Source organism: Streptomyces sp. SID5464, assembly GCF_009862985.1.
In the GTDB taxonomy this organism is placed as follows: Bacteria; Actinomycetota; Actinomycetes; order Streptomycetales; family Streptomycetaceae; genus Streptomyces; species Streptomyces chartreusis_D.
On sequence record NZ_WWIQ01000071.1, the window covers coordinates 204,258 to 223,873 of the forward strand.

A 19,616-nucleotide genomic window follows, 5' to 3' on the forward strand; every position below is an offset into this window, starting at 1 on the left:
GGAAGAAGATCTTCTCGCCGGGGATGTCCTCGATGCCCTTGGGGTCCGAGCCGCGCGAGAGGATGTGGAAGCTGTCCAGGCAGGTGCCGAGCGCGGGGTGGCCGGCCGACTCGACGATGTGCCAGGCGTGGTCGTAGGTACTGACGTGCCGCCCCCAGGCGAGCGCCTCGTAGGCCACCCGGACCCCGCAGTCCCGGGCGAGGTCGGCGAGTCGGCTCAGCTGCTCGGCGGCGAGGGCGTCGTCGTCCACCGCCCGCGGGGAGACGCTGGAGCAGACGAGGACCGTGTCGGTGCCGAGCCTGCGCATCAGGTCGAACTTGTGCCGGGCCCGCCGCAGGTTCCGGGCGAACTCGTCCTCGGGGACGGCCTCGATGTCCCGCATCGGCTGGTACAGGTCGATGGAGAGGCCGAGGTCGGCGCAGCGGGCGCGGATCTCCTCGGGGGTGAGGGGGCTGGCCAGCAGGTCGTTCTCGAAGATCTCCACCCCGTCGAACCCGGCCCGGGCCGCGGCCGTGAGCTTCTCGGTGAGGGACCCGCTGAGGGAGACGGTGGCGATGGACGTACGCACGTGTCGGTACCCCTTTTCTAGTTGCGTGCCCCTACGGCCCCGGCCAGTGCGGTCAGGTCCGCCAGCATCCGCGCGGCGTCGGGTTCCCGCCCGGTGAACAGGCGGAACGCGTCGGCGGCCTGGAAGGCGGCCATGCCGCCGCCGTCGAGGGTGGCGCAGCCCAGCGCGCGGGCGGTGCGCAGCAGTTCGGTCTCCAGCGGGCGGTAGACCACCTCGGCCACCCACAGCCCGGGGTGGAGCAGCTCGGCGGGCAGCGGCAGGCCGGGGTGGGCCGCCATGCCGGTGGGCGTGGCGTGGACGATGCCGTCGGCGTGCGCGAGCAGCCGCGCCTGCCGGTCCGGGGTCGCGGCGTCTGCACGGCCCCGTCCGAAGGCGCGGTTCAGGGAGTCGGCCAGGGCGGCGGCCCGTTCGGGCAGGGCGTCCACGACCGTGACCCGCTCGGCGCCGAGGGTGAGCGTGGCGTGCGCGACGGCCGCGCCCGCGCCGCCGGCGCCCAGCTGCACGACCCGCTCCAGCGGCGCGTCGGGCAGCCCGCGTGCGAAGGACGCGGCGAAGCCGGTGACGTCCGTGTTGTGGCCGACCGCGCGGCCGTCCTCGAAGACGACGGTGTTGACCGCGCCCAGCGCCTCGGCCTGCGGGGCGAGCGCGTCCAGGTGCTCGATGACGAGCTGCTTGCAGGGATGCGTGATGTTGAGCCCGTCGAACCCGAGGTCGCGGGCGGCCCGGACCAGATCGCCCACCGCCTCGGGCGGCACCCCGAGCGGGTCGATGTCGATGAGCCGGTACAGCAGGCGCAGGCCCTGCCGGTCGCCCTCCCGCTCGTGCAGCGCCGGGCTCAGCGACGGGCCGATGCCGGAACCGATCAGTCCGACGAGATACGAGTCCTTGGGCACACGGTCCTCCCGAGCGGCTCACTAATGTACGAACTAGTACGTTAGCTATATCAGCCGAGTGCGACCACGGGAAGCCCCCGGTGGGACACGGGCCCTGCTTCTACAATCACCGGCACCGGCCCCTCCGCCCGAAGGAACCTGATGACCAGCGTCGAAGAACCGGCACGCCCCGGCGAGCGCGAGCGCATCCGTGACGCCGCCCGCACCCAGGCCGAGATCCTCGACGTCGCCACACAGGAGTTCGCCCGGGCCGGCTACGACGGTGCCCGGGTGGACGAGATCGCCGCCCGCACCCGCACCACGAAGCGGATGATCTACTACTACTTCGGCGGCAAGGAACAGCTGTTCACGGCCGTGCTGGAGCGGGCCTACGGCGTGATCCGCGAGGCCGAGCAGGAGCTCGACGTCGAGCATCTCGACCCGGTGGCGGCCATCCGGCGCCTGGCCGAGGTGACCTTCGACCACCACGAGCAGCACCCGGACTTCATCCGCCTGGTCAGCATCGAGAACATCCACGAGGCCCAGCACATCGCCGCCTCCGAGATGCTCGGGAGGATCGGCTCCCCCGCCCTGGACGTGATCCGCCGCATCCTGGAGGAAGGCCGCAGGTCAGGGCTGTTCACGGCGGACGTCGACGCCGTCGACCTGCACGCGATGATCTCCTCCTTCTGCTTCTTCCGGGTCTCCAACCGGCACACCTTCGGCGCGCTGTTCGGCCGTGACCTGGTCGACCCGGCGCAGCGCGCGCACTACCGCACGATGCTGGGCGACATGGTGATCGCGTATCTGACGGCGGAGCGCGCGGCGGACTGAGCGTCCGGCACCGGACACCTGGCGCACGACCCCTTGACACCGGCGGCCCACCGGCGCAGCATCCCTAGCCAACCCCTACTAACTATCCAGTGGGTTAATTAGCCGCGATCCGGCACGTCCCCCTTCGCTCGTCCTTCTGTCCACTCCGCCTAGGGTGGAGCCCTCAAAGGAGCCGCCGTGTCCGTCCCCGCCATGCCCCGAGGGGCCGCAGCCCCGCCCGGTCAGCCCAGGAAAGCCGCGACCGCCGCCTGGATCGGCAGCGCGCTGGAGTACTACGACTTCTTCATCTACGGCAGCGCCGCCGCGCTGATCTTCCCCGCGGTGTTCTTCGACGAGTCCGACCCGGCCACCGCGACCCTGCTGTCGCTGGCCACGTTCGGCGTCGCGTACGCCGCCCGCCCGGTCGGCGCGCTGGTGCTCGGGCACTTCGGCGACAAGCTCGGCCGCAAGAAGATCATGGTCTTCACGCTGATGCTGATGGGCCTGTCGACGTTCCTGATCGGCTGTCTGCCGAGCCGGGACCAGGTCGGCACGCTCGCCCCGGTCCTGCTGGTGCTGTGCCGGGTTCTCCAGGGCATCTCGGCGGCGGGCGAACAGGCCAGCGCCAACTCCATGACGCTGGAACACGCACCGCCGGACCGGCGCGGCTTCTTCACCAGCTTCACCCTCAGCGGCACGCAGGGCGGCCAGTTGCTGGCCACGCTGGTCTTCCTGCCGGTCTCCGCGCTGCCCGAGGAGCAGCTGCTGTCCTGGGGCTGGCGGGTGCCGTTCTGGCTGAGCGTCGTGGTCGCCGTCGTCGGCTGGGTCATCCGGCGCAAGCTGGACGAGACCCCGGCCTTCGCCCAGCAGGCCGCCCGGGCGGGCGTCGTAAAACTGCCGCTGGTGGTGCTGCTGCGCGAGCACTGGGCGGACGTGCTGCGGGTGATCGCGGGCGCGCTCATCGCCTCGGTCAGCACCATCTTCACGGTGTGGGCGCTGGCGTACGCCACGAGCGACGCGGTCGGCATGTCGCGCACCGCCATGCTGTGGGTGGGGGCCCTGGCCAACGTCGTCGCGCTCGCCGCGATCCCGCTGTGGGCCACCCTCTCCGACCGGATCGGCCGCCGCCCGGTGTATCTGATCGGCGCGGTCGGCAGCGCGGTGACGATGTTCCTTTACCTGTGGGCCGTCTCCACCGGCTCGTACCTGCTGACGTTCCTGCTGGGCATCCTCTGTTTCGGCGTGGTCTACAGCGCCGCGAACGGTGTGTGGCCCGCCTTCTACGGCGAGATGTTCACGACCCGGGTCCGGCTGTCCGGCGTGGCCATCGGCACGCAGATCGGCTTCGCGGCGGCCGGCTTCGCGGTGACGTTCGCCGCGCGGATCGCGGGGCCGGGCGGCGACGACTGGTCGGCGGTGGCCCTGTTCACTGCGGCCCTGTGCGTGCCGCCGGTCATCGCCGCGCTGTCGGCTCGCGAGACGCACCGGGTCCCGACCCAGGCGCTGGGGGAACGCCCGGCGCGGGCGACCGCGGAGCCGGAGAAGGTGACGGCCGCCTGAGCCGGACCACCCCCTGCCGGGTCCTTCGGGGGCCCGGCGGCGGGTGGTCGGCCGGGTGCGGGGGGCCGGTCGTTCAGCTGTTGGACCAGGCCCGGCGGCACAGCACCAGGCGATAGCCGTCGGGGTCCTCGATGGTGACGCCCCACTCGTTCCAGTAGGGGTTGGGGGATGCGACCCGCTTGCCGCCGTGCTGCTCCAAGCGGGCGACCAGATCGTCCGGGACCGGGTCGTCGGCGTAGACGACCAGCAGATCCTCCTCGGTGGGGCGGGGCTCCACCGGCCGGGCGGGCTCGTGCACGAGCTCCAGATGCCAGTCGGCGTCGGGCCAGCCGAGCATCAGCAGGTCGTGGTGGCCCGGTCCGGATCCGCCCTCCGACCGCCACACGACGCTGAGCCCGAGTCCCTCGCGCCAGAACCGCTCGGCCGCCGAGAGGTCCTTGGAGGGGCGGGCGATCCTGATGTGGCTGCGACCGTTCACGGGCATGGCGACCTCTTCTCGTGGCGTCCTGGTCTACGACGGCGATGCGCCTCGCAGCCTAGGGAGCCGGCCGCCGCGTGACATCGGCCATCGGCCCTGGGTCCCGGAGACTAGGCCTTGGCGTGCACGAGCTGGATCAGGTTGCCGCAGGTGTCGTCCAGCACCGCCGTGGTGATGCTGCCCATCTCCAGCGGCTCCTGGATGAACCGGACCCCGAGCCCGCGCAGCCGCTCGAACTCGGCCCGCACGTCGTCCACGGCGAAGGACGCGGCCGGGATGCCGTCCTCCACGAGCGCCGTCTTGTACGGCTGCACCGCGGGATGGCCTGACGGTTCGAGGAGGAGTTCCGTCCCGTCGGGGTCCTCCGGCGAGACCACGGTCAGCCACCGGTCCGCGCCCACGGGGACGTCGTGCTTCTTCACGAAGCCCAGCACGTCGGTGTAGAAGCGCATGGCCTTGTCCTGGTCGTCGACGAAGACGCTGGTGATGTGGATCCTCATGAGTTGTCCTCCGGTGCGTCGGGCTTGAGCCAGCGGGTCATGACGCGCTCAAGGGGTGTGGTGTTCAGGTCGTGGAACTTGTAGCGGCCCTCACGCCGGGACACGACCAGACCCGCCGATTCCAGGACGGCCAGATGCTGGCTCACCGCCTGGCGCGACAGCCCCAGACCGTGCTTGGTCACCAGCCGCGTACAGATCTCGAACAGGCTCTGGCCGTCCCGCTCGGCCAGCTCGTCCAGGATGCGCCGACGGGTGGGGTCGGCCAGCGCCTTGAAGACATCCTCCGCCATGACCCAACGATAGGCAAGTAGCCACTTGCCTATCAAGGCCGGTGCGCCGCGCGATCACGAATGGTTCCTGCACGAGGATGAGGTCTGAGGCGGACCGGTCGGGGTATGCCGGATCTCACCTCGACGAGCGCGACGGAGGACGAGTGATGGCACAGCTGCGACAAGAGGTCGACCCGGGTGCGGCCGGGCTGGATCCGGGGGCGCTGGCCCGCATGGACCGGCACTTCGCCGGTCTCGTCGACGAGGGCAGGTTGCCGGGCTTCCTCGTGTCCGTCGCCCGCGCCGGACGCGTCGCCCACCTCACGACGCACGGCCTGCGCGACATCGCGGCCGGGCGGCCCGTCGAGCCGGACACGCTGTGGCGTGTCTACTCCATGACGAAGCCGGTCACCGCGGTCGCCGCGCTGCTGCTGGTCGAGGAAGGCCGGCTGTCGCTGGACGACCCGGTCGCCGACCACCTGCCGGCCTTCGCCGACCCCCGCGTCTACGTCGGCGGCTCCGGGGCCGACGTCCGAACCCGCCCGGCCACCGGCCCGATACTCGTCCGCCACCTGATGACCCACACCTCGGGCCTGACCTTCGGCTTCTACCACACCCACCCGGTGGACGCCCTGTACCGCGAGGCCGGTCTGGAGTCGTCGGTGCCCCCGGGCGCGGACCTGGCCGAGACAATCGAGGTGTACGCCGGCCTGCCGTTGCAGTTCGAGCCGGGCACGCAGTGGAACTATTCGGTTGCGAGCAACGTCCTGGGCCGGGTCATCGAGGTCGTGTCGGGGCAGCCGCTCGACGTGTTCTGCGCCGAGCGGATCTTCGGCCCGCTCGGCATGACGGACGCGGGGTTCCACGTCACGGACGAGCAGGCGCCCCGGCTCTCCGAGATGTACGGGGAGAAGGAGGGCGGCGGCATCGAGCGGATCCCCGGGCTGCCGCTGCGCGGAGGCCGGCCGCGGTTCCTGTCCGGCAGCGGCGGCATGGTGGCCTCCGCCCATGACTACCACCGCTTCATGGAGTTGCTGCGCCGCCGGGGCGAGCTCGACGGCGTCCGGCTGCTCGCCCCCGGGACAGTGGACCTCATGACCCGCAACCACCTGCCCGGCGGCGCCGATCTGCGCGCCTTCGGCAGCCGCCCGGCCCACGACGAGCCCGGAAACGAGGGGGTCGGCTTCGGGCTCAGCGTCTCCGTGGTGATCGACCCGTCCCGCACCCAGGCGCCCTCCGGGCTCGGCGCCTACGGCTGGAGCGGGGTGGCCACGACGACGTTCTGGGTGGACCCGGGCCGTGACCTGACGGTGCAGTTCATGACGCAGGTGCGGCCCAGGTCCTCCCACACGGTGTTCCGCGACCTCAAGAGGTTCGTCCACGAGGCCGTGTCGGACTGACCCCCGCTACTGGTCGACGCGGAGCGTGAACTCGACGCCGTCCCGGGCGAGTTCCCGCAGCCACTGTCCGGACCGGGCCGCCGTCTCGGCGGCCCGGTTCAGGCCCGGCGGCAGCGAGCCGGCCAGGACGTGGCGGACGCCCAGGGCGAGTGTGCGCGAGACGCAGCGGGCCATCGCGCTCTCCCGCTCGTCGCCCACCAGGTCCAGGAGGTATCCGCCCGCCCAGGACCGCCCGGTCTCGGCCCGGACGTCCAGCGACACGGCGAGGACGACCCGGTCGCGGTCGTCGTCCGTGGTGGGGTAGGCGGCGGCCAGCTCCTGGGCCAGGGCGGTGATCCGCGCGTCGTCGCCCCTCTTCAGCTCCTCGAAGACGCCGTCCCAGGCGCGCAGCCAGCCCTCCAGTCGCAGGGTGCCGCGTACGAAGGTGCGCGGTGCCCAGGCGTCCGGCAGTCCGTACTGCTCGACGAAGGGGACGCTGTCGCGGTTGGGGTAGACCTCGAAGGTCTCCCCGTCGAGGACGTGCCGCCGGGTCGCCTCCCACGGGCGGTCGGCGACCGTCTCGGCGCCGCCCTCGATGTAACGGGCCGGGGAGCGCAGGGCGTTGAGGACACCGGCCGGTGCCCAGCTGAAGCGGTACGTGAAGTCGTTCGGGACGGCCGGGACGCCACCGCAGTACGACGTGAGGGTGTACGAGGCGGGTGTCTCGTCGCCGATCGCCTCCCGGGCCCGGGCGACGAGGGCGTGGGCGAAGAGGTGGTCGATGCCCGGGTCCAGCCCGGCCTCGGTGAGGACGACGACCCCGGCCTTCTCGGCGGCGGGCACCTGCTCGAGGACCGCCTGGGACACGTAGCTGGAGCAGGCGAAGTGCGCCCCGAGCCGGACGCACTCGCCGAGCAGCGGCGCGTGCTCCGGCGCGGGCAGCATGGACACCACGACGTCGCCGGGCGCCAGTTCGGCGGCGAGGGCGGGCAGCGTGTACGCGCGGGGCTCGGCCCGTCCGGCGAGGCCCAGCCGGTCCAGGGCGTCGGCCGCGCGGCTCTCGGTGCGGTGCCAGAGCCGTACGCGCTCGGCGGTGTCGCACAGCGCGGCCAGGCCGCTGCCCGTGGACAGGCCGGCGCCGATCCAGTGGACGGTGCCGCTCGCGGGTACCAGGTCAGTGGTCAAGGATCTCCCCCTCTTCGAGGCCGTGTTCACGGTATGCCCGACGGAACCGGTCCAGACAGCGTCCCCAGGGCCCGGTGACGCCGAAGTCGAGCAGGTGGGGCAGGAGGGCGGCCGAGAAGTCGGCACTGGACTCCAGCGGCAGCAGGGAGGGCAGGTTGTCGATGGCGATCAGGTCGAGCGGGGGTTCCTCGCACAGCCGGCGGACGGGCTCGTCCCAGTCGGTGGTCTCGTCGTACACCGGAAGGACGTTGAGCGGGGAGCCCACGTCGCACGTCACGTCGCACAGGGTGCGCAGGCGGCGGTCCGGGGTGTCGAGGTCCTGCTCGCGGAGGAAGGGCGGGACGGGGGTGGTGGCGAGCACCGCGTTGACCATCACGTCGTGGCCCAGCAGGGCACGGCGGTCCAGGTCCCGGGTCTCGGCGAGGTCCCAGCAGGTCGGGTCGACCCCGGCGGTGGCGAAGGCGGCGCGGGCACCGCGGCCGCTGCGGCCCAGGGCACCGATGACCAGGCCGGTGAACCCGGCGTCGGCCGCCCCGGGCTGCAGCGTCTCGTCCAGTGCCTCCTTCGTCGTGGGCGTCAGAGGTGCCCGCAACCGGCCCCGGTGCTGGAGCACCGCGAGGGCCGCGCCCAGGTAGCCGGCCCAGAACCCGAACGCGGCGAGGCGCCGCCCGCTGTCGTCGACCAGGTACTCCAGGTCGAACAGCGCCCCGCCCCCGGCGGCGAACCGGCGCAGCAGGCCGGCCGCCCCGGGCTGGCCCTTGTAGGCGTGGCCGAAGAAGATGTGCCGGTGCGTCAGCTCGGCCGGTTCCTCGGGCAGTTCCTTCAGGCCCAGCACGACGGCGTCCCGCGGGGCCGACACCCAGGAGCCCGCGGGGGCGACGCGGCAGCCGGCCGCCTCGTACTCCTCGATCGGGTAGACCCGCTGCGGGGAGTCCTCGACGGTCAGTGCCACTCCGTTCTCGACGAGCCGCCGGGCGTCGTCGGGCACGACCGGTGTGCGTCGCTCGGTCGTTCGGGCCTCGTGGCGCAGCCACAGATGGAGCTCGGTCATACCAGGTGGGCCTCCGGACGTGAGGCGTCGGCCGCTGACTGAGGGCCGACGCTCAAGGGGCGGACGTCCACGAAGCGTACGCGGCCCGTCCGCGGGTCGCGTACGACTGCGCCCAGGTCACGTCGCGGGACACCCGAACCCGCCCCGGCCTCTCAGGAGGAGCTGACCACCGCGTCGAGGTGGGGCAGGTGGTGGTCGAGGCGCTCCCGCTTGGTCCGCAGGTAGGTGATGTTGTTCTCGCACGGCGGGATCAGCAGCGGCACCTGCTCGGCGACCTCGATGCCGTGGTCCACCAGCGCCTCGCGCTTGCGCGGGTTGTTGGACATCAGGCGGACGGACTTGACGCCCAGGTCCTCCAGGATCCGGGCGGCCACCCCGTAGTCGCGGGCGTCCACCGGCAGGCCGAGGGCGAGGTTGGCCTCGACGGTGTCCAGGCCCTCCGCCTGGAGGGCCATCGCGCGCAGCTTGGCGAGCAGGCCGATGCCGCGGCCTTCATGCCCTCTGAGGTAGACGACGACACCGGCGCCCTCGGCGACGACCGCGCGCAGGGCGGCGTCGAGCTGGTCGCCGCACTCGCAGTGCTGGGAGCCGAAGGCGTCGCCGGTCAGGCACTCCGAATGCAGCCGGATGAGCACGTCGTCCGTGCCGAGGTCGCCGTAGACCAGCGCCACTTGTTCGTCACCGCGGTCGTGGTCGAGGTAGCCGACCGCCTGGAATTTCCCGTAGACGGTGGGCAAGGGCGCATTCACAACGCGTTCCACGCCGGTCCGCTGCGGTGACTTCTTGCCGAGTATGCCAATTTTTTCTGTCATGATTCTCGAGTTCCTAAGCAGAGACGAAAGGCCGTGACGTGATGAGTGATCTGGTGCCGGCGGACACCACGGAAGACGTACGGACGCGGGGCGCCGGTGTCTCACGGCAGGTCGCGGTGCTTCCCGTGGGGAGCTTCGAGCAGCACGGTCCGTATCTTCCGCTGGCGACCGACACGCTCGTCGCCTGTGCCGTCGCGCGGGAGATAGCCGGCGCGTACCCGGTGCACCTCCTTCCTCCGGTGACGATCTCCTGCTCGCACGAGCACGCGGCCTGGCCGGGGACCGTGAGCATCTCCTCGGTGACCCTTCATGCGGTGGTACGGGACATAGCGGCTTCGCTGAGCCGGTCCGGCGTCGACGCCCTGGTGGTGGTCAACGGGCACGGCGGAAACTACGTACTGGGCAACGTCGTTCAGGAATCCTCCGCCCGCGGCGAGCGGATGGCACTGTTCCCGGCCCCGGAGGACTGGGAGGCGGCGCGCGAGCGGGCGGGTGTGGTCGCCTCGCTGCTCACCGACATGCACGCGGGGGAAATAGAGACCTCCATCCTTCTGCACGCTCATCCCGAAATGCTCCGACCCGGTTATGAGACGTCCGATTTCGTCGCTGACGACCGGCGTCATCTGCTCACACTCGGCATGTCCGGCTATACCGATTCCGGTGTCATCGGCCGTCCTTCGCTGGGTTCGGCGGAAAAAGGGAAGGAACTCCTGGCGAGCCTGGCGGATTCCTTCGGGGCGTATTTCTCGCTGCTGACCTCCGACGCGTAGCCGGACACGGTGGCGGGGCCGGGTCCAGGGGCCGGTGAAGCGGACCGGGGCCCGGCACGCAGGCCCGCGTACCAGCGGGCGACGAGCACGATCAGGCCGGGCAGGCTGGCCACGAGGCTGAGCACCCCGTAGACGACCGCGACGGCGAGTCCCCGGCCGGCGCCCAGGCCCGCGGCGCCGAACGCCCAGGCCGTGACGCCCTCCCTCGGTCCCCAGCCGCCGACGTTCAGCGGCAGGCCCATGGCCAGCAGCGCGAGTACCGCGAGCGGCACCAGCACGGCCACGGAGGCGGCGGCTCCGGCGACGCGGGCGGCGAGGACGAACATGGCGACGTAGCCGGCCAGGACGACCACGGAGGAGACGACGACCCCGGGCCCGTTGCAGCGGGACAGCAACCCCTCGCGGGCCTCGGCGAGTACGGTGCGCAGCGCCCGGCCCCGGCTGGAGGGCGCCGCCCGGTTCATGCGCACGGCGAGGACGACGGCGACTGCGCCGAGTGCGGCCAGGGCCGCGAGCGGGGCGATGTGCCGGGCCTGGGCCAGCACCGGGGACGGCATGGTCAGCAGGACCACGGCCCCCACGGCGCACAATGCGATCTGTCCGGCGGCCCGTTCGAGGACGACGGCCTTCACGCCCCGCCGCACATCCCCTCGCTCTGCCCGTGCCGTACCGCCCGGTGCACGTCGCCGAGCACACCGCCGGGCAGCGCCGCGTTCAGGAACAGCGCCCGGTAGTAGTCGGCGACGGCCGGCCCGAAGGGCAGCCGGATCCTGAGGCTCCGTGCCACGAGCGCCCAGCGCCACGCGCTGAACACGGTGGTGACGAGTCCGATCCCGAGCGCGAGCAGCACCGACGCGGTGTCGATCCGGCCCAGCCCGTCCAGGAAGACGCCGGTGCCGAGCCGCCAGAGCAGTATGCCGAGGATGAGGACGCCGGCGAGGGTGCCGAGATGCGTACGGACCTTGGGGGAGCCGAGGCGGGCGAGGGCGGTACGGATCGGGCGACGGGGCGACGAGGCGGCGGCATCGCCGCCGCGCGGGTGTGCAGGCTCCGGGGCGTCGGCGCACAGGGCATCGGAGCCGATCGTGTCCGCGCCGGGGCCGGCTGACCCGCCGGACGGGCCCGGGTCGCCGCCGGTGTCCGGCAACCGCTGGGCGTCGACGAACGTCGGCCGCTCCCACACCGCCGTCAGCGCGCCCCGGGGCACCGCCGTCGTTCCCGTCGCCTGCGGGCTCATGACGCTCCGCCCGCCGGGCGGCTCAGGGCCAGGAGGTCGGTGTGGTGGACGGTGACGCGCAACCGGCCCGCGGCGCAGTCGGCCAGGCGTTCGGCCAGATAGGCGTCGGCGCGGGCGCGCAGGTCGGGGCGCTGCTCGACGGCGGCGCCGACCCAGCCGCGCAGCCACTGCTCGGTGAGCGCGGCCTGCTCGGGGCCGAGCCGCCAGGGGCTCGGAAGCAGCCGTACCGTCGCGCCGTGCTCGGAGAAGGCCTCGGTCGCCGCCGCCACCGCGTCCGGACCGAGCAGACCGTCGCGGCGCTGGTGGTCGTTGAACGCCTGGGCGATCTCCGAGTCCAGCGGATGGGACGGCGTCAGTTCCACCCGGCCTGCGACGGAGAGAGTGAGCAGGGCGGGGCAGCCGGCTCCGGCGCAGGCGGCGGCGAGGGTCTCGACCTCCTCGCGGGTGAGGACGTCCAGCAGTGCGGACGCCGTCACCAGGGACGCGCCGTGCAGGGCGTCCGGGGTGAGGCGGGCGACGTCACCGCGCCGCGTCTCCACGGTGACCCGGCTGCCGTCGGCCGCCGAGCGCGGGGAGGCGACGGCGGCGAAGTGCAGCAGATACGGGTCGCGGTCGTGCAGGATCCAGTGCTGCGGGCCGTCCAGGCAGGGGGCGAGCCAGCGGCCCATCGAGCCGGTACCGCACCCGAGGTCGTGGATGACGACACCGCCGGACTTGCCCGGCAGGTTGGCGAGCCGGATGCGCAGCGGGTCGAGCAGATCGTGCGCCCGCGCGGCGGCATCGGCCGGCTCCCGCAACTGCAGCCACTCGGGCGCGTAACGGGGCGGGTCGTCCGGGTCGGCCTCACGCAACTTCACGGTGGGCCGCACACCGGGATGCCCGCTGGGACCGGCACCCGGGATCACGGTGTCCACCGGCCGGGCCGGGATCGTCCCGCTCTGGTGGGTCGTCGCCGGGTTCGTCATGCGGCCCTCCGGGGGTCGGTCGGGAGCCGGCGCAGCACGGCCGCCAGGCTCTGTGCGGTCGTCGCCCAGCCGCCGAGGGCGGCGCGGCGGCCGCGGGCTGCGGCCTTGAGGCGACGGCGTACGTCCGCCTCGCCGAACCAGCAGCGCAGCTCCGCGGCGATGGCGGCGGAGTTCTCCGGCGGGACGAGGATGCCGGGCACGCCACCGTCGGGGGCGCGGCCGACCGCCTCGGGGAGCCCGCCGACGTCCGTGGCCATGACCGGGATGCCGCGCGCCAGTGCCTCGGTCACGGCCATGCCGTACGTCTCGGCGTAGGAGGTGAGGACCATCAGGTCGGCGGTGGCGTAACTGGCGTCGAGTGCGGCGCCGGACTGCGGGCCCGCCAGCTCCAGCCGGTCCTGAAGGCCGTGCTCGGCGATGAGGGACCGCAGATGGGCGACGTACTCCGGGTCCTGGGTGAGACTGCCGACGCACACACAGCTCCACGGCAGGTCGGTCACCGTGGCCAGCGCCTCCACCAGCCGGTGCTGTCCCTTGCGCGGGGTCACGGCGGCCACGCACAGCAGCCGTGAGACACCGTCGGTGCCGGGCGCGAGCGGCGCGATGTCGGCACCGGGGGCCGCGACGTGCACCCGCTCGGGGGGAAGGCCGTGGTGGGCGACCAGCCGGCGGACGGCCCAGTCGCTGGTGGCGACCACCGCCGGTACCGCCCGCAGCACCGCCCGTTCCCTGGCGTCGAGTTCGGCGGCCACGGCCGGGTCGAGCCCGGTCTCGTCGCCGAGCGGGAGGTGGACGAGAACGGCCATGCGCAATCGTTCCGCCTCCGGCACGACGATCTCCGGGACGCCGCAGGCGACCAGCCCGTCGAGCAGGACGACGGCGCCGTCGGGCAGGCCGCTCAGGGCGCGGGCGAGTTCCGTACGGGCCGCCGCCGCCGGCCGGGGCCAGTCACCGGCCACGGCGTGCTTGGTCACCTGCCAGCCGAAGCCGGGCAGGTCCAGGCACACGCGCCGGTCGTAGGCGTTGCCGCCGCTCGGCGTCGTCGGGTCGTCGACGCCGCCCGGCAGCACGAAGTGCACGGTGCGCAGGGACATGGGGATGATCTCGGCGTTCTTCAGGACGGCGTGCTGCACGGGAACGTAGTTCAGCCGCGCCGGTGCCGGTCCGGTCTGCTCGGGCCGTTCGATCGTCGTGTCGGTCACAGCGCACGCTCGTAACTCGCCCAGGCGATGTGCGACTCGTGCAGCGTGACGGTCAGGCCCGCGATGCCCTTGGCGCCCTCGCCCAGCGCGCCCTTGTGGATGCGCTCGGCGAGCCGGTCGGCGATGACCTTGGCGAGGAACTCCGTGGACGTGTTGACACCGGCGAAGTCGGGCTCGTTGTCGAGGTTGCGGTAGTTCAGCTCGCTGACCACCGCCCCGAGTTCCTGGGTCGCCAGACCGATGTCGACGACGATGTTGTCCTCGTCCAGCTGTTCGCGCCGGAACGTGGCGTCCACGAGGAACGTGGCCCCGTGCAGGCGCTGGGCCGGTCCGAAGACTTCGCCACGGAAGCTGTGGGCGATCATGATGTGATCGCGGACGGTGATGCTGAACAACGGACGACCCTCCAGGTGCGGCGCGTCTGCTCCCCCGCTATGGCTGCCGGGGATGCCGAGTAGTACGGCTGTCTGCCTTCCCCTGTTCAGTCTCCGGTACGTCTTTTCTCAGGTCAGGCGCTCTCGTCGTAGCGGACGCGGTGGCACAGCGCGGGGATCTCGCCGGAGGCGAGCTTCGGCAGCACGTCCGGCAGGTCCTCGAAGGCGGACTCGCCGGTGACGAGGGCGTCGAGGGCCGGGTCGGCGAGCAGATCGAGGGCGAGGGCGAGCCGGTCGGCGTAGGTGCGGTTCGGCCGGGCCGGGGAGACGGTGCCGACCTGGCTGGAGCGGATGACGAGCCGCCGGGAGTGGAAGGCCTCGCCGAGCGGCAGGCTCACCTGCCGGTCGCCGTACCAGCTCAGTTCCAGCACGGTCCCTTCGGCGGTGAGGAGTTCCAGGGACCTGGCGAGGCCCTGCTCGGTGGCGCTGGCGTGGACGACCAGGTCGCATTCGCCGAGGGCGTCCTGCGGGGAGGCGAAGCCGACGCCCAGGGCCTTGGCGATGCCGGCCCGGCCGGGGTCGGCGTCGACCAACTGGACGCGGACGCCTGGGAACCGGGCGAGCAGTGCGGCCACCGAGCAGCCGACCATGCCCCCGCCGACGACGGCGATCCGGTCGCCGACCAGGGGCGCGGCGTCCCACAGGGCGTTGACGGCGGTCTCCACGGTCCCCGCGAGCACGGCCCGTTCGGCCGGCACCGAGTCGGGTACGGGCGTGACGGCGCTCGCCGGGACGACGTACCGGGTCTGGTGCGGGTAGAGGCAGAACACCGTACGGCCGGTGAGCGACTCGGGCCCTTCCTCCACCACCCCGACGTTGAGGTAGCCGTACTTCACCGGGCCCGGGAAGTCCCCCTCCTGGAACGGCGCCCGCATGGCCGTACGCTGGCTGGCGGGCACGCCGCCGCGGAAGACCAGCGTCTCCGTGCCACGGCTCACGCCGGAGAAGAGTGTGCGGACCAGCACCTCGCCCTCGCCGGGGTCCGGCAGGGTGACGTCCCGGATGCCGCCCCGCCCGGGCGAGGCGATCCAGAACGCACGTCCGGTGTGCTCCATCGAAGTCCTCCTGAACGATCGGGAAGTCGCTTGCGTACCGAGGGGTGCACAGGCCGCGCACAAGGTAGCGGCGTTGATCGACTCTGTCACACGGCCGGAGGGTGTTCGGTGGCCCTGAACAACACTTACGACGCGAGGCTCGTACAGCAGGAGACCGCCGTGGGGGCGGGCGTGCAGATCCTGCTGCTGGCCCTGATCGGTACGGCGATCGGGATGGGCCCGGCGGGCTGGCTGACCGGCCTCGCGTTCGCGATCGCCACCTGGGCGGTGCTCTCCCGGGCCCTGCACCGCTCCCGGCTGCGCTCGTTCGGCGCGGCGAACCGGGTCACCCTCGGCCGGGCCACCCTCGTCGGCGGGGTCACCGCGCTGGTCGCGGACTCCTTCCAGAGCTCGCCGCCCGTGTCCCTGTTGGTCGGCCTGACGGCGGTGGCCCTGATCCTCGACGGCATCGACGGCAAGGTCGCCCGCCGCACGGGCACCTCGACCCCGCTGGGCGCGCGCTTCGACATGGAGGTCGACGCGTTCCTGATCCTGGTGCTGAGCGTGTACGTGTCGATGGAACTGGGCCCGTGGGTGCTGCTGATCGGCGGGATGCGGTACGTCTTCGTCGCCGCCGCCCGGCTCTGGCCCTGGCTGACCGCCGCGCTCCCGCCGAGCACCGCACGCAAGACGGTCGCGGCACTCCAGGGCGTGCTCCTGCTGCTGGCGGGCGCCGACCTGCTGCCGTACGCGGTCAACTTCGGGGTCGCGGCCCTGGCCCTGGGTCTGCTGGTGTGGTCGTTCGGACGTGATGTGCTGTGGCTGTACCGGACCTCGCGGGTCTCGGCGACCTCCGCCCGGCGGCAGGTGCGGGAACTGGTCGCGAGCTGACGCCCTGGCCGGTCAGGCGTCGAACCGGCCGCGCGCCGACTCGATGTGCCCGAGGTACTGGTGGGTCCAGCCGCAGATCAGGTCGACCGTGGCGCGCAGGGCCCGGCCCGGTTCGGTGAGCGTGTACTCGACCTTCGGCGGCACGGTGGGGTGCACCTTCCGGTCGACCAGGCCGTTGCGCTCCAGCATCCGCAGGTTCTGGGTGAGCATCTTGTGGCTGACGCCCTCGACCTCGTCCCGCAACTCGCTGAAGCGCAGGGTGCGTTCGCCGAGGGCCTCGATGATCAGCAGCGCCCACTTGTTGGCCACGTCCGAGAAGATCTCCCGCGCCAGGGAGTCGGCCCGCCGCAGGTCCGCGTTCTCCGGCAGGTCCCTCAACTGCTTGGTCACCATCTGGTTCCCCAGTCACTGAAAAGTGCGTTCTTCCAGGTCGCCGGTCACTCTCTTACAGTTCCCGAGTAACCGCAAGAGAGCGCGGGTTCGCGCTCGACAGAAGAAACAGAAGGACGGGAACGGGAACCATGACCACGATCGATGTCTACGACCACGCCATCCCGGCAGAGAGCCACTTCGGCTATGCGCAGGCCATCAGGTCCGGCGATCTGATCCACGTCTCGGGACAGCTCTCGTTCGACGAGGCGGGCGTTTTCCGCCCCGAGGACGACATCGCCGCTCAGCTGGCGGGGACCTACGCCAACATCGACAAGGTGCTGGCCCATTACGGCGTCACGCGCAACCAGATCGTCTCCCAGACGCTGTACGTGGTGGACCTGGTGAAGAACGCCGACGCGGTGGCCGAGGGCAACCGGGCCTACTTCGGCGCCCACCGCCCGGTCAGCACGGCCCTGGGCGTCACCGAACTCACCTTCCCCGGGCAGGCCGTCGAGATCAGCTGCGTGATCGACACGAAGCTGCCCGCCTGAAGCGGTCGGTCAGCGGCGCGTCCCGGCGCCCACCAGGGTCCGTTCGTACGGGTCGAGGACGACGCCCCGGACCTTGGTGGAGACGCCGGCGATGATCCGCTGGTGGGCCAGCGGCACGACCGCGTCCGTGCGGAGGATCGCGGCCTCGGCGGCCATGGCCGCGTCCTGCCGCTCGCCCGTGCCGTCGGTGCCGTCGGCCTTCTGCACGGCCCGGTCGACGTTCTCGTCGCACAGCAGGGCCAGGTTGTAGCCGCCGTCGCAGGTGTAGTCACCGGCGAGGATGCCGACCGGGTCGCCGGTGTCCAGCAGGCTGTTGCGGGCACCGATGAACGCGTCGAACTTCCCGGCCAGCGCGTCGCTCTCCAGCCGTGAGTACTCGCGGACTTCCAGCTCGACCGTGAAGCCCGCCTTTTCGAGCTGCTGTTGTACGACCTGGGCGGCCTCGGGGAGTTCGGGCCGGTTGTCGTAGGTGGCGAGGGTGATCCGCGTACCGTCGGGCCGGGCGGCGTCCGCGCGCCCGGTCGGCGTCACCCGCTTGCTCTCGGCCCAGGTGACGGCGGGTCCGTAGATGCCCGCTCCGGGGTCGGCGTACCCCTCGAAGACGCCCTTGACGATGACGGAGGAGTCGATGGCCGTGCGCGCGGCCGCGCGCAGCTCCGGGTCCTTGAAGGGGCCGGTCCTGGTGTTGAGGTGAAGGCTGGTCGTCCGGGTGGTGCCGGCTTCCTTCAGGGTCGCCTTGTCGAGGGTGGCGGCCTGGGCGACGGGGATCGCCTCGGCGATGTCGACGTCGCCGGTGCGCACCGCGTTGGCGCGCGCGGTGCCGTCCTTGACGAAGCGTGCGTCGATGCCCGAGGCGTGGGCGCGGCCGCCCCAGTAGTCGTCGAAGCGGTCGAGGGCGGCGGAGCCGCCGCTGGTGACCTCGGTGATCTCGAAGGGCCCGGTGGCGGTGCCGACGGGCGTGGGGGCGCCCTGCTGCTCGTACGCCTTCGGGGAGAGGATCGCCAGGCCCGGGCTGGACAGGCGCATGGGCAGGACGGGATCGGCCGCGGCGGTGGTGATACGGATGCCGCGGCTGCCGTCGGGCTCGGCGTCGAGGGTGACACCGGCGAGGGCGGCGGGCACGGGCTTGGCCTTCGTGGCGCGGGTCAGCGCGTCGGCCACGGCGGACGGGGTGACGTCCGTGCCGTCCTGGAAGGTTGCCTCGCGCAGGGTGAACCGCCAAGTGCGGTCGTTCTCGCGGCGCCAGGACTCGGCGAGCGCGGGGGCCGCGGCACCGTTGGCGTCCAGGGCGGTCAGCCCCTCGGTGACACCGAGCCGGCTGAGGAGCGTGGCATCGGCTCCGTACGGCGAGAAGTTCTCGGCGGGCGGGAAGGCGAGGGCGACGCGCAGCCGCGAGCCCGGCTGCCCGCCGTCCGACGACGACTCCCCGCCGGGGGAGGCGAAACAGCCGGCCAGGGCCGGGACGAGGACGAGGGCGGCGAGGAACCGGACGGGACGCTTGATGCTCAACACACGCACTTGCACAGCATATGCATCAAGCGCGCCCCGGCGGCCGGCCGGGGGGCCGCCATCCGCCCACCGCACCCAACCCCCATATGGAACAGGCGATTTGACAGCGGCGACGATCACTCCCTAAACCTAACCACATGACATCCATTTTCAAAAAGGTGGAGCGGTCGTGAGGGTCGCGTTCGTCGGCAAGGGCGGCAGCGGCAAGACCACGCTGTCGGCGCTCTTCTCCCGCCACCTGGCGCGCTCCGGCGCTCCGGTCCTCGCCATCGACGGCGACATCAACCAGCACCTGGCCGAGGCGCTCGGCGAGGAGGAGAAGTCCGCCCCGCCCCTCGGCGAGCACCTGGCCGACATCAAGGACTTCCTGCGCGGCACGAACCCACGCATCACCTCCCGCGAGGCGATGATCAAAACGACTCCCCCGGGACGCGGTTCCCGTCTCCTGCGCCCACTCGGCGACGACGAACTGCACGCCCGGCACGTCGGCCGGGCAGGCGGCGTCCCGCTCATGGTCACGGGCGAGTTCGACGATTCCGACCTGGGCGTGGCCTGCTACCACTCCAAACTGGGCGCGGTCGAGTTGTACCTCGGCCACCTGGTCGACGGACCCGGCGAGTACGTCGTGGTCGACATGACGGCGGGCGCGGACGCCTTCGCCTCGGGCCTGTTCACCCGCTTCGACATCACCTTCCTGGTGGCCGAGCCCACCCGCAAGGGCGTCTCGGTCTACCGGCAGTACCGCGACCACGCCGAACAGTTCGGCATCCGCATCGCCGTCGTCGGCAACAAGGTGACGGGCGAGGACGACCTCCTCTTCCTCAAGGACCAGGTCGGGGACGACCTCCTGACCTACCTGATCCACTCCCCCTGGGTCCGCGCGGCCGAACAGGGCCGGACCGAGGGCGGCCCGGACACACTGGCGTCTTTGGAGCCGCACAACCGCCACGCACTCACGATCCTCCGCGAGGCCGTCGACTCCCACCCCCGCGACTGGGACCGGCTCCACCGCCACGCCGTCGAGTTCCACCTGCGCAACGCCCATGCATGGGCGGACGCCCGCACGGGCGAGGACCTGGCCGCCCAGGTCGACCCGGACTACACCCCGGGCACCCCGCCCACCACCTGACCCCCTCCGGCCTCTCTCCCGCCACCCCCGACCAG

General features: G+C 72.2%; 22 protein-coding genes and 1 pseudogene. 7 read left to right on the forward strand and 16 right to left on the reverse strand.

Features of this window, described 5'->3' with window-relative positions:
* Together GTY47_RS33625 and GTY47_RS33630 are read right to left on the reverse strand one after the other, a co-directional pair.
* Positions 1–568: sugar phosphate isomerase/epimerase family protein (locus tag GTY47_RS33625; protein WP_010043088.1), on the reverse strand; the 568-nt coding region annotated here is incomplete at its 3' end.
* Positions 569–585: 17 nt separating this feature from the next.
* Positions 586–1,461: a shikimate dehydrogenase gene (locus GTY47_RS33630; RefSeq protein WP_010043090.1), complete on the reverse strand. Its 876-nt coding sequence runs from the start codon at positions 1,459–1,461 to the stop codon at positions 586–588.
* A gap of 141 nt (positions 1,462–1,602) precedes the next feature.
* Here GTY47_RS33630 and GTY47_RS33635 point away from each other — a divergent pair, with 141 nt between their 5' ends.
* Complete coding sequence (locus GTY47_RS33635; protein ID WP_010043091.1) at positions 1,603–2,274, forward strand: TetR/AcrR family transcriptional regulator; 672 nt, start codon at positions 1,603–1,605, stop codon at positions 2,272–2,274.
* Positions 2,275–2,451: 177 nt separating this feature from the next.
* Entirely contained in the window at positions 2,452–3,813 is a 1,362-nt protein-coding gene (locus GTY47_RS33640) for an MFS transporter (RefSeq protein WP_010043095.1), read from the forward strand.
* A 73-nt stretch (positions 3,814–3,886) separates the two neighbouring features.
* Here the strand turns inward: GTY47_RS33640 and GTY47_RS33645 are convergent, their stop codons facing one another.
* From GTY47_RS33645 to GTY47_RS33655, 3 genes are all read right to left on the reverse strand, one after another.
* The gene (locus tag GTY47_RS33645; RefSeq protein ID WP_010043098.1) at positions 3,887–4,297 is read right to left on the reverse strand and encodes a VOC family protein; all 411 of its coding nucleotides are present in this window, start codon (positions 4,295–4,297) and stop codon (positions 3,887–3,889) included.
* 104 nt (positions 4,298–4,401) lie between these two features.
* Positions 4,402–4,791: a VOC family protein gene (locus GTY47_RS33650; RefSeq protein ID WP_010043103.1), complete on the reverse strand. Its 390-nt coding sequence runs from the start codon at positions 4,789–4,791 to the stop codon at positions 4,402–4,404.
* Positions 4,788–5,081: a metalloregulator ArsR/SmtB family transcription factor gene (locus tag GTY47_RS33655; RefSeq protein WP_010043104.1), complete on the reverse strand. Its 294-nt coding sequence runs from the start codon at positions 5,079–5,081 to the stop codon at positions 4,788–4,790. The genes GTY47_RS33650 and GTY47_RS33655 overlap by 4 nt, the downstream gene beginning before the upstream one ends.
* A gap of 146 nt (positions 5,082–5,227) precedes the next feature.
* On the opposite strand from GTY47_RS33655, the gene GTY47_RS33660 reads away from it, so the two are divergent.
* On the forward strand, positions 5,228–6,460 hold the full coding sequence (locus GTY47_RS33660) for a serine hydrolase domain-containing protein (RefSeq protein WP_010043106.1): 1,233 nt from the start codon (positions 5,228–5,230) through the stop codon (positions 6,458–6,460).
* Positions 6,461–6,466: 6 nt separating this feature from the next.
* Here GTY47_RS33660 and GTY47_RS33665 read toward each other — a convergent pair whose 3' ends face one another.
* The 3 genes from GTY47_RS33665 to ribA all read right to left on the reverse strand — a co-directional run bounded on the left by GTY47_RS33665 (position 6,467) and on the right by ribA (position 9,487).
* On the reverse strand, positions 6,467–7,624 hold the full coding sequence (locus tag GTY47_RS33665) for a saccharopine dehydrogenase family protein (protein ID WP_010043108.1): 1,158 nt from the start codon (positions 7,622–7,624) through the stop codon (positions 6,467–6,469).
* Positions 7,614–8,675, reverse strand: a complete 1,062-nt coding sequence (locus tag GTY47_RS33670; protein WP_010043110.1) for a saccharopine dehydrogenase — start codon at positions 8,673–8,675, stop codon at positions 7,614–7,616. The genes GTY47_RS33665 and GTY47_RS33670 overlap by 11 nt, the downstream gene beginning before the upstream one ends.
* Positions 8,676–8,827: 152 nt before the next feature.
* Complete coding sequence (gene ribA / locus GTY47_RS33675) at positions 8,828–9,487, reverse strand: GTP cyclohydrolase II (RefSeq protein WP_029181391.1); 660 nt, start codon at positions 9,485–9,487, stop codon at positions 8,828–8,830.
* A gap of 41 nt (positions 9,488–9,528) precedes the next feature.
* Here ribA and GTY47_RS33680 point away from each other — a divergent pair, with 41 nt between their 5' ends.
* Positions 9,529–10,257 (forward strand): creatininase family protein, encoded by a 729-nt coding sequence (locus tag GTY47_RS33680; protein WP_010043112.1) that lies wholly within the window; start codon positions 9,529–9,531, stop codon positions 10,255–10,257.
* Positions 10,258–10,412: 155 nt separating this feature from the next.
* Here the strand turns inward: GTY47_RS33680 and GTY47_RS41750 are convergent.
* The 6 genes and pseudogenes from GTY47_RS41750 to GTY47_RS33705 all read right to left on the reverse strand — a co-directional run.
* Positions 10,413–10,901: pseudogene (locus GTY47_RS41750) on the reverse strand (lysylphosphatidylglycerol synthase domain-containing protein); the annotation flags it as partial.
* Positions 10,886–11,494 (reverse strand): lysylphosphatidylglycerol synthase transmembrane domain-containing protein, encoded by a 609-nt coding sequence (locus tag GTY47_RS41755; RefSeq protein WP_267880846.1) that lies wholly within the window; start codon positions 11,492–11,494, stop codon positions 10,886–10,888. The pseudogene GTY47_RS41750 and the gene GTY47_RS41755, both read right to left, overlap by 16 nt.
* On the reverse strand, positions 11,491–12,459 hold the full coding sequence (locus GTY47_RS33690) for a class I SAM-dependent methyltransferase (RefSeq protein WP_010043113.1): 969 nt from the start codon (positions 12,457–12,459) through the stop codon (positions 11,491–11,493). Before GTY47_RS33690 ends, GTY47_RS41755 begins: the two co-directional genes overlap by 4 nt.
* Positions 12,456–13,661, reverse strand: coding sequence for a glycosyltransferase family 4 protein (locus GTY47_RS33695; RefSeq protein WP_010043116.1), 1,206 nt, complete (start codon positions 13,659–13,661; stop codon positions 12,456–12,458). The genes GTY47_RS33690 and GTY47_RS33695 overlap by 4 nt, the downstream gene beginning before the upstream one ends.
* The gene (locus tag GTY47_RS33700) at positions 13,658–14,056 is read right to left on the reverse strand and encodes a 6-carboxytetrahydropterin synthase (RefSeq protein WP_010043117.1); all 399 of its coding nucleotides are present in this window, start codon (positions 14,054–14,056) and stop codon (positions 13,658–13,660) included. The genes GTY47_RS33695 and GTY47_RS33700 overlap by 4 nt, the downstream gene beginning before the upstream one ends.
* Before the next feature lie 113 nt (positions 14,057–14,169).
* Positions 14,170–15,150, reverse strand: coding sequence for a zinc-binding alcohol dehydrogenase (locus tag GTY47_RS33705; protein ID WP_010043118.1), 981 nt, complete (start codon positions 15,148–15,150; stop codon positions 14,170–14,172).
* Between the two features lie 108 nt (positions 15,151–15,258).
* On the opposite strand from GTY47_RS33705, the gene GTY47_RS33710 reads away from it, so the two are divergent.
* The gene (locus GTY47_RS33710; RefSeq protein ID WP_010043119.1) at positions 15,259–16,020 is read left to right on the forward strand and encodes a CDP-alcohol phosphatidyltransferase family protein; all 762 of its coding nucleotides are present in this window, start codon (positions 15,259–15,261) and stop codon (positions 16,018–16,020) included.
* Positions 16,021–16,032: 12 nt separating this feature from the next.
* Here GTY47_RS33710 and GTY47_RS33715 read toward each other — a convergent pair whose 3' ends face one another.
* Positions 16,033–16,413, reverse strand: a complete 381-nt coding sequence (locus tag GTY47_RS33715; RefSeq protein WP_010043120.1) for a helix-turn-helix domain-containing protein — start codon at positions 16,411–16,413, stop codon at positions 16,033–16,035.
* Positions 16,414–16,541: 128 nt separating this feature from the next.
* On the opposite strand from GTY47_RS33715, the gene GTY47_RS33720 reads away from it, so the two are divergent.
* Positions 16,542–16,943, forward strand: coding sequence for a RidA family protein (locus GTY47_RS33720; protein ID WP_010043122.1), 402 nt, complete (start codon positions 16,542–16,544; stop codon positions 16,941–16,943).
* Between the two features lie 9 nt (positions 16,944–16,952).
* On the opposite strand, the gene GTY47_RS33725 is transcribed toward GTY47_RS33720, so the two are convergent.
* On the reverse strand, positions 16,953–18,467 hold the full coding sequence (locus GTY47_RS33725) for an ABC transporter substrate-binding protein (protein ID WP_086012552.1): 1,515 nt from the start codon (positions 18,465–18,467) through the stop codon (positions 16,953–16,955).
* Between the two features lie 154 nt (positions 18,468–18,621).
* On the opposite strand from GTY47_RS33725, the gene GTY47_RS33730 reads away from it, so the two are divergent.
* On the forward strand, positions 18,622–19,581 hold the full coding sequence (locus GTY47_RS33730; RefSeq protein ID WP_010043128.1) for an ATP-binding protein: 960 nt from the start codon (positions 18,622–18,624) through the stop codon (positions 19,579–19,581).
* The last annotated feature ends 35 nt before the right edge of the window (positions 19,582–19,616 follow it).

What these genes read in the sequence shown, in the direction of transcription:
- GTY47_RS33635 (WP_010043091.1), top strand. Translation starts at nt 1,603, where the DNA reads ATGACCAGCGTCGAAGAACCGGCACGCCCCGGCGAGCGCGAGCGCATC.
- GTY47_RS33645 (WP_010043098.1), bottom strand. Translation starts at nt 4,297, where the DNA reads ATGCCCGTGAACGGTCGCAGCCACATCAGGATCGCCCGCCCCTCCAAG.
- GTY47_RS33650 (WP_010043103.1), bottom strand. Translation starts at nt 4,791, where the DNA reads ATGAGGATCCACATCACCAGCGTCTTCGTCGACGACCAGGACAAGGCC.
- GTY47_RS33655 (WP_010043104.1), bottom strand. Translation starts at nt 5,081, where the DNA reads ATGGCGGAGGATGTCTTCAAGGCGCTGGCCGACCCCACCCGTCGGCGC.
- GTY47_RS33660 (WP_010043106.1), top strand. Translation starts at nt 5,228, where the DNA reads ATGGCACAGCTGCGACAAGAGGTCGACCCGGGTGCGGCCGGGCTGGAT.
- GTY47_RS33670 (WP_010043110.1), bottom strand. Translation starts at nt 8,675, where the DNA reads ATGACCGAGCTCCATCTGTGGCTGCGCCACGAGGCCCGAACGACCGAG.
- ribA (WP_029181391.1), bottom strand. Translation starts at nt 9,487, where the DNA reads ATGACAGAAAAAATTGGCATACTCGGCAAGAAGTCACCGCAGCGGACC.
- GTY47_RS33680 (WP_010043112.1), top strand. Translation starts at nt 9,529, where the DNA reads ATGAGTGATCTGGTGCCGGCGGACACCACGGAAGACGTACGGACGCGG.
- GTY47_RS41755 (WP_267880846.1), bottom strand. Translation starts at nt 11,494, where the DNA reads ATGAGCCCGCAGGCGACGGGAACGACGGCGGTGCCCCGGGGCGCGCTG.
- GTY47_RS33690 (WP_010043113.1), bottom strand. Translation starts at nt 12,459, where the DNA reads ATGACGAACCCGGCGACGACCCACCAGAGCGGGACGATCCCGGCCCGG.
- GTY47_RS33705 (WP_010043118.1), bottom strand. Translation starts at nt 15,150, where the DNA reads ATGGAGCACACCGGACGTGCGTTCTGGATCGCCTCGCCCGGGCGGGGC.
- GTY47_RS33715 (WP_010043120.1), bottom strand. Translation starts at nt 16,413, where the DNA reads ATGGTGACCAAGCAGTTGAGGGACCTGCCGGAGAACGCGGACCTGCGG.
- GTY47_RS33720 (WP_010043122.1), top strand. Translation starts at nt 16,542, where the DNA reads ATGACCACGATCGATGTCTACGACCACGCCATCCCGGCAGAGAGCCAC.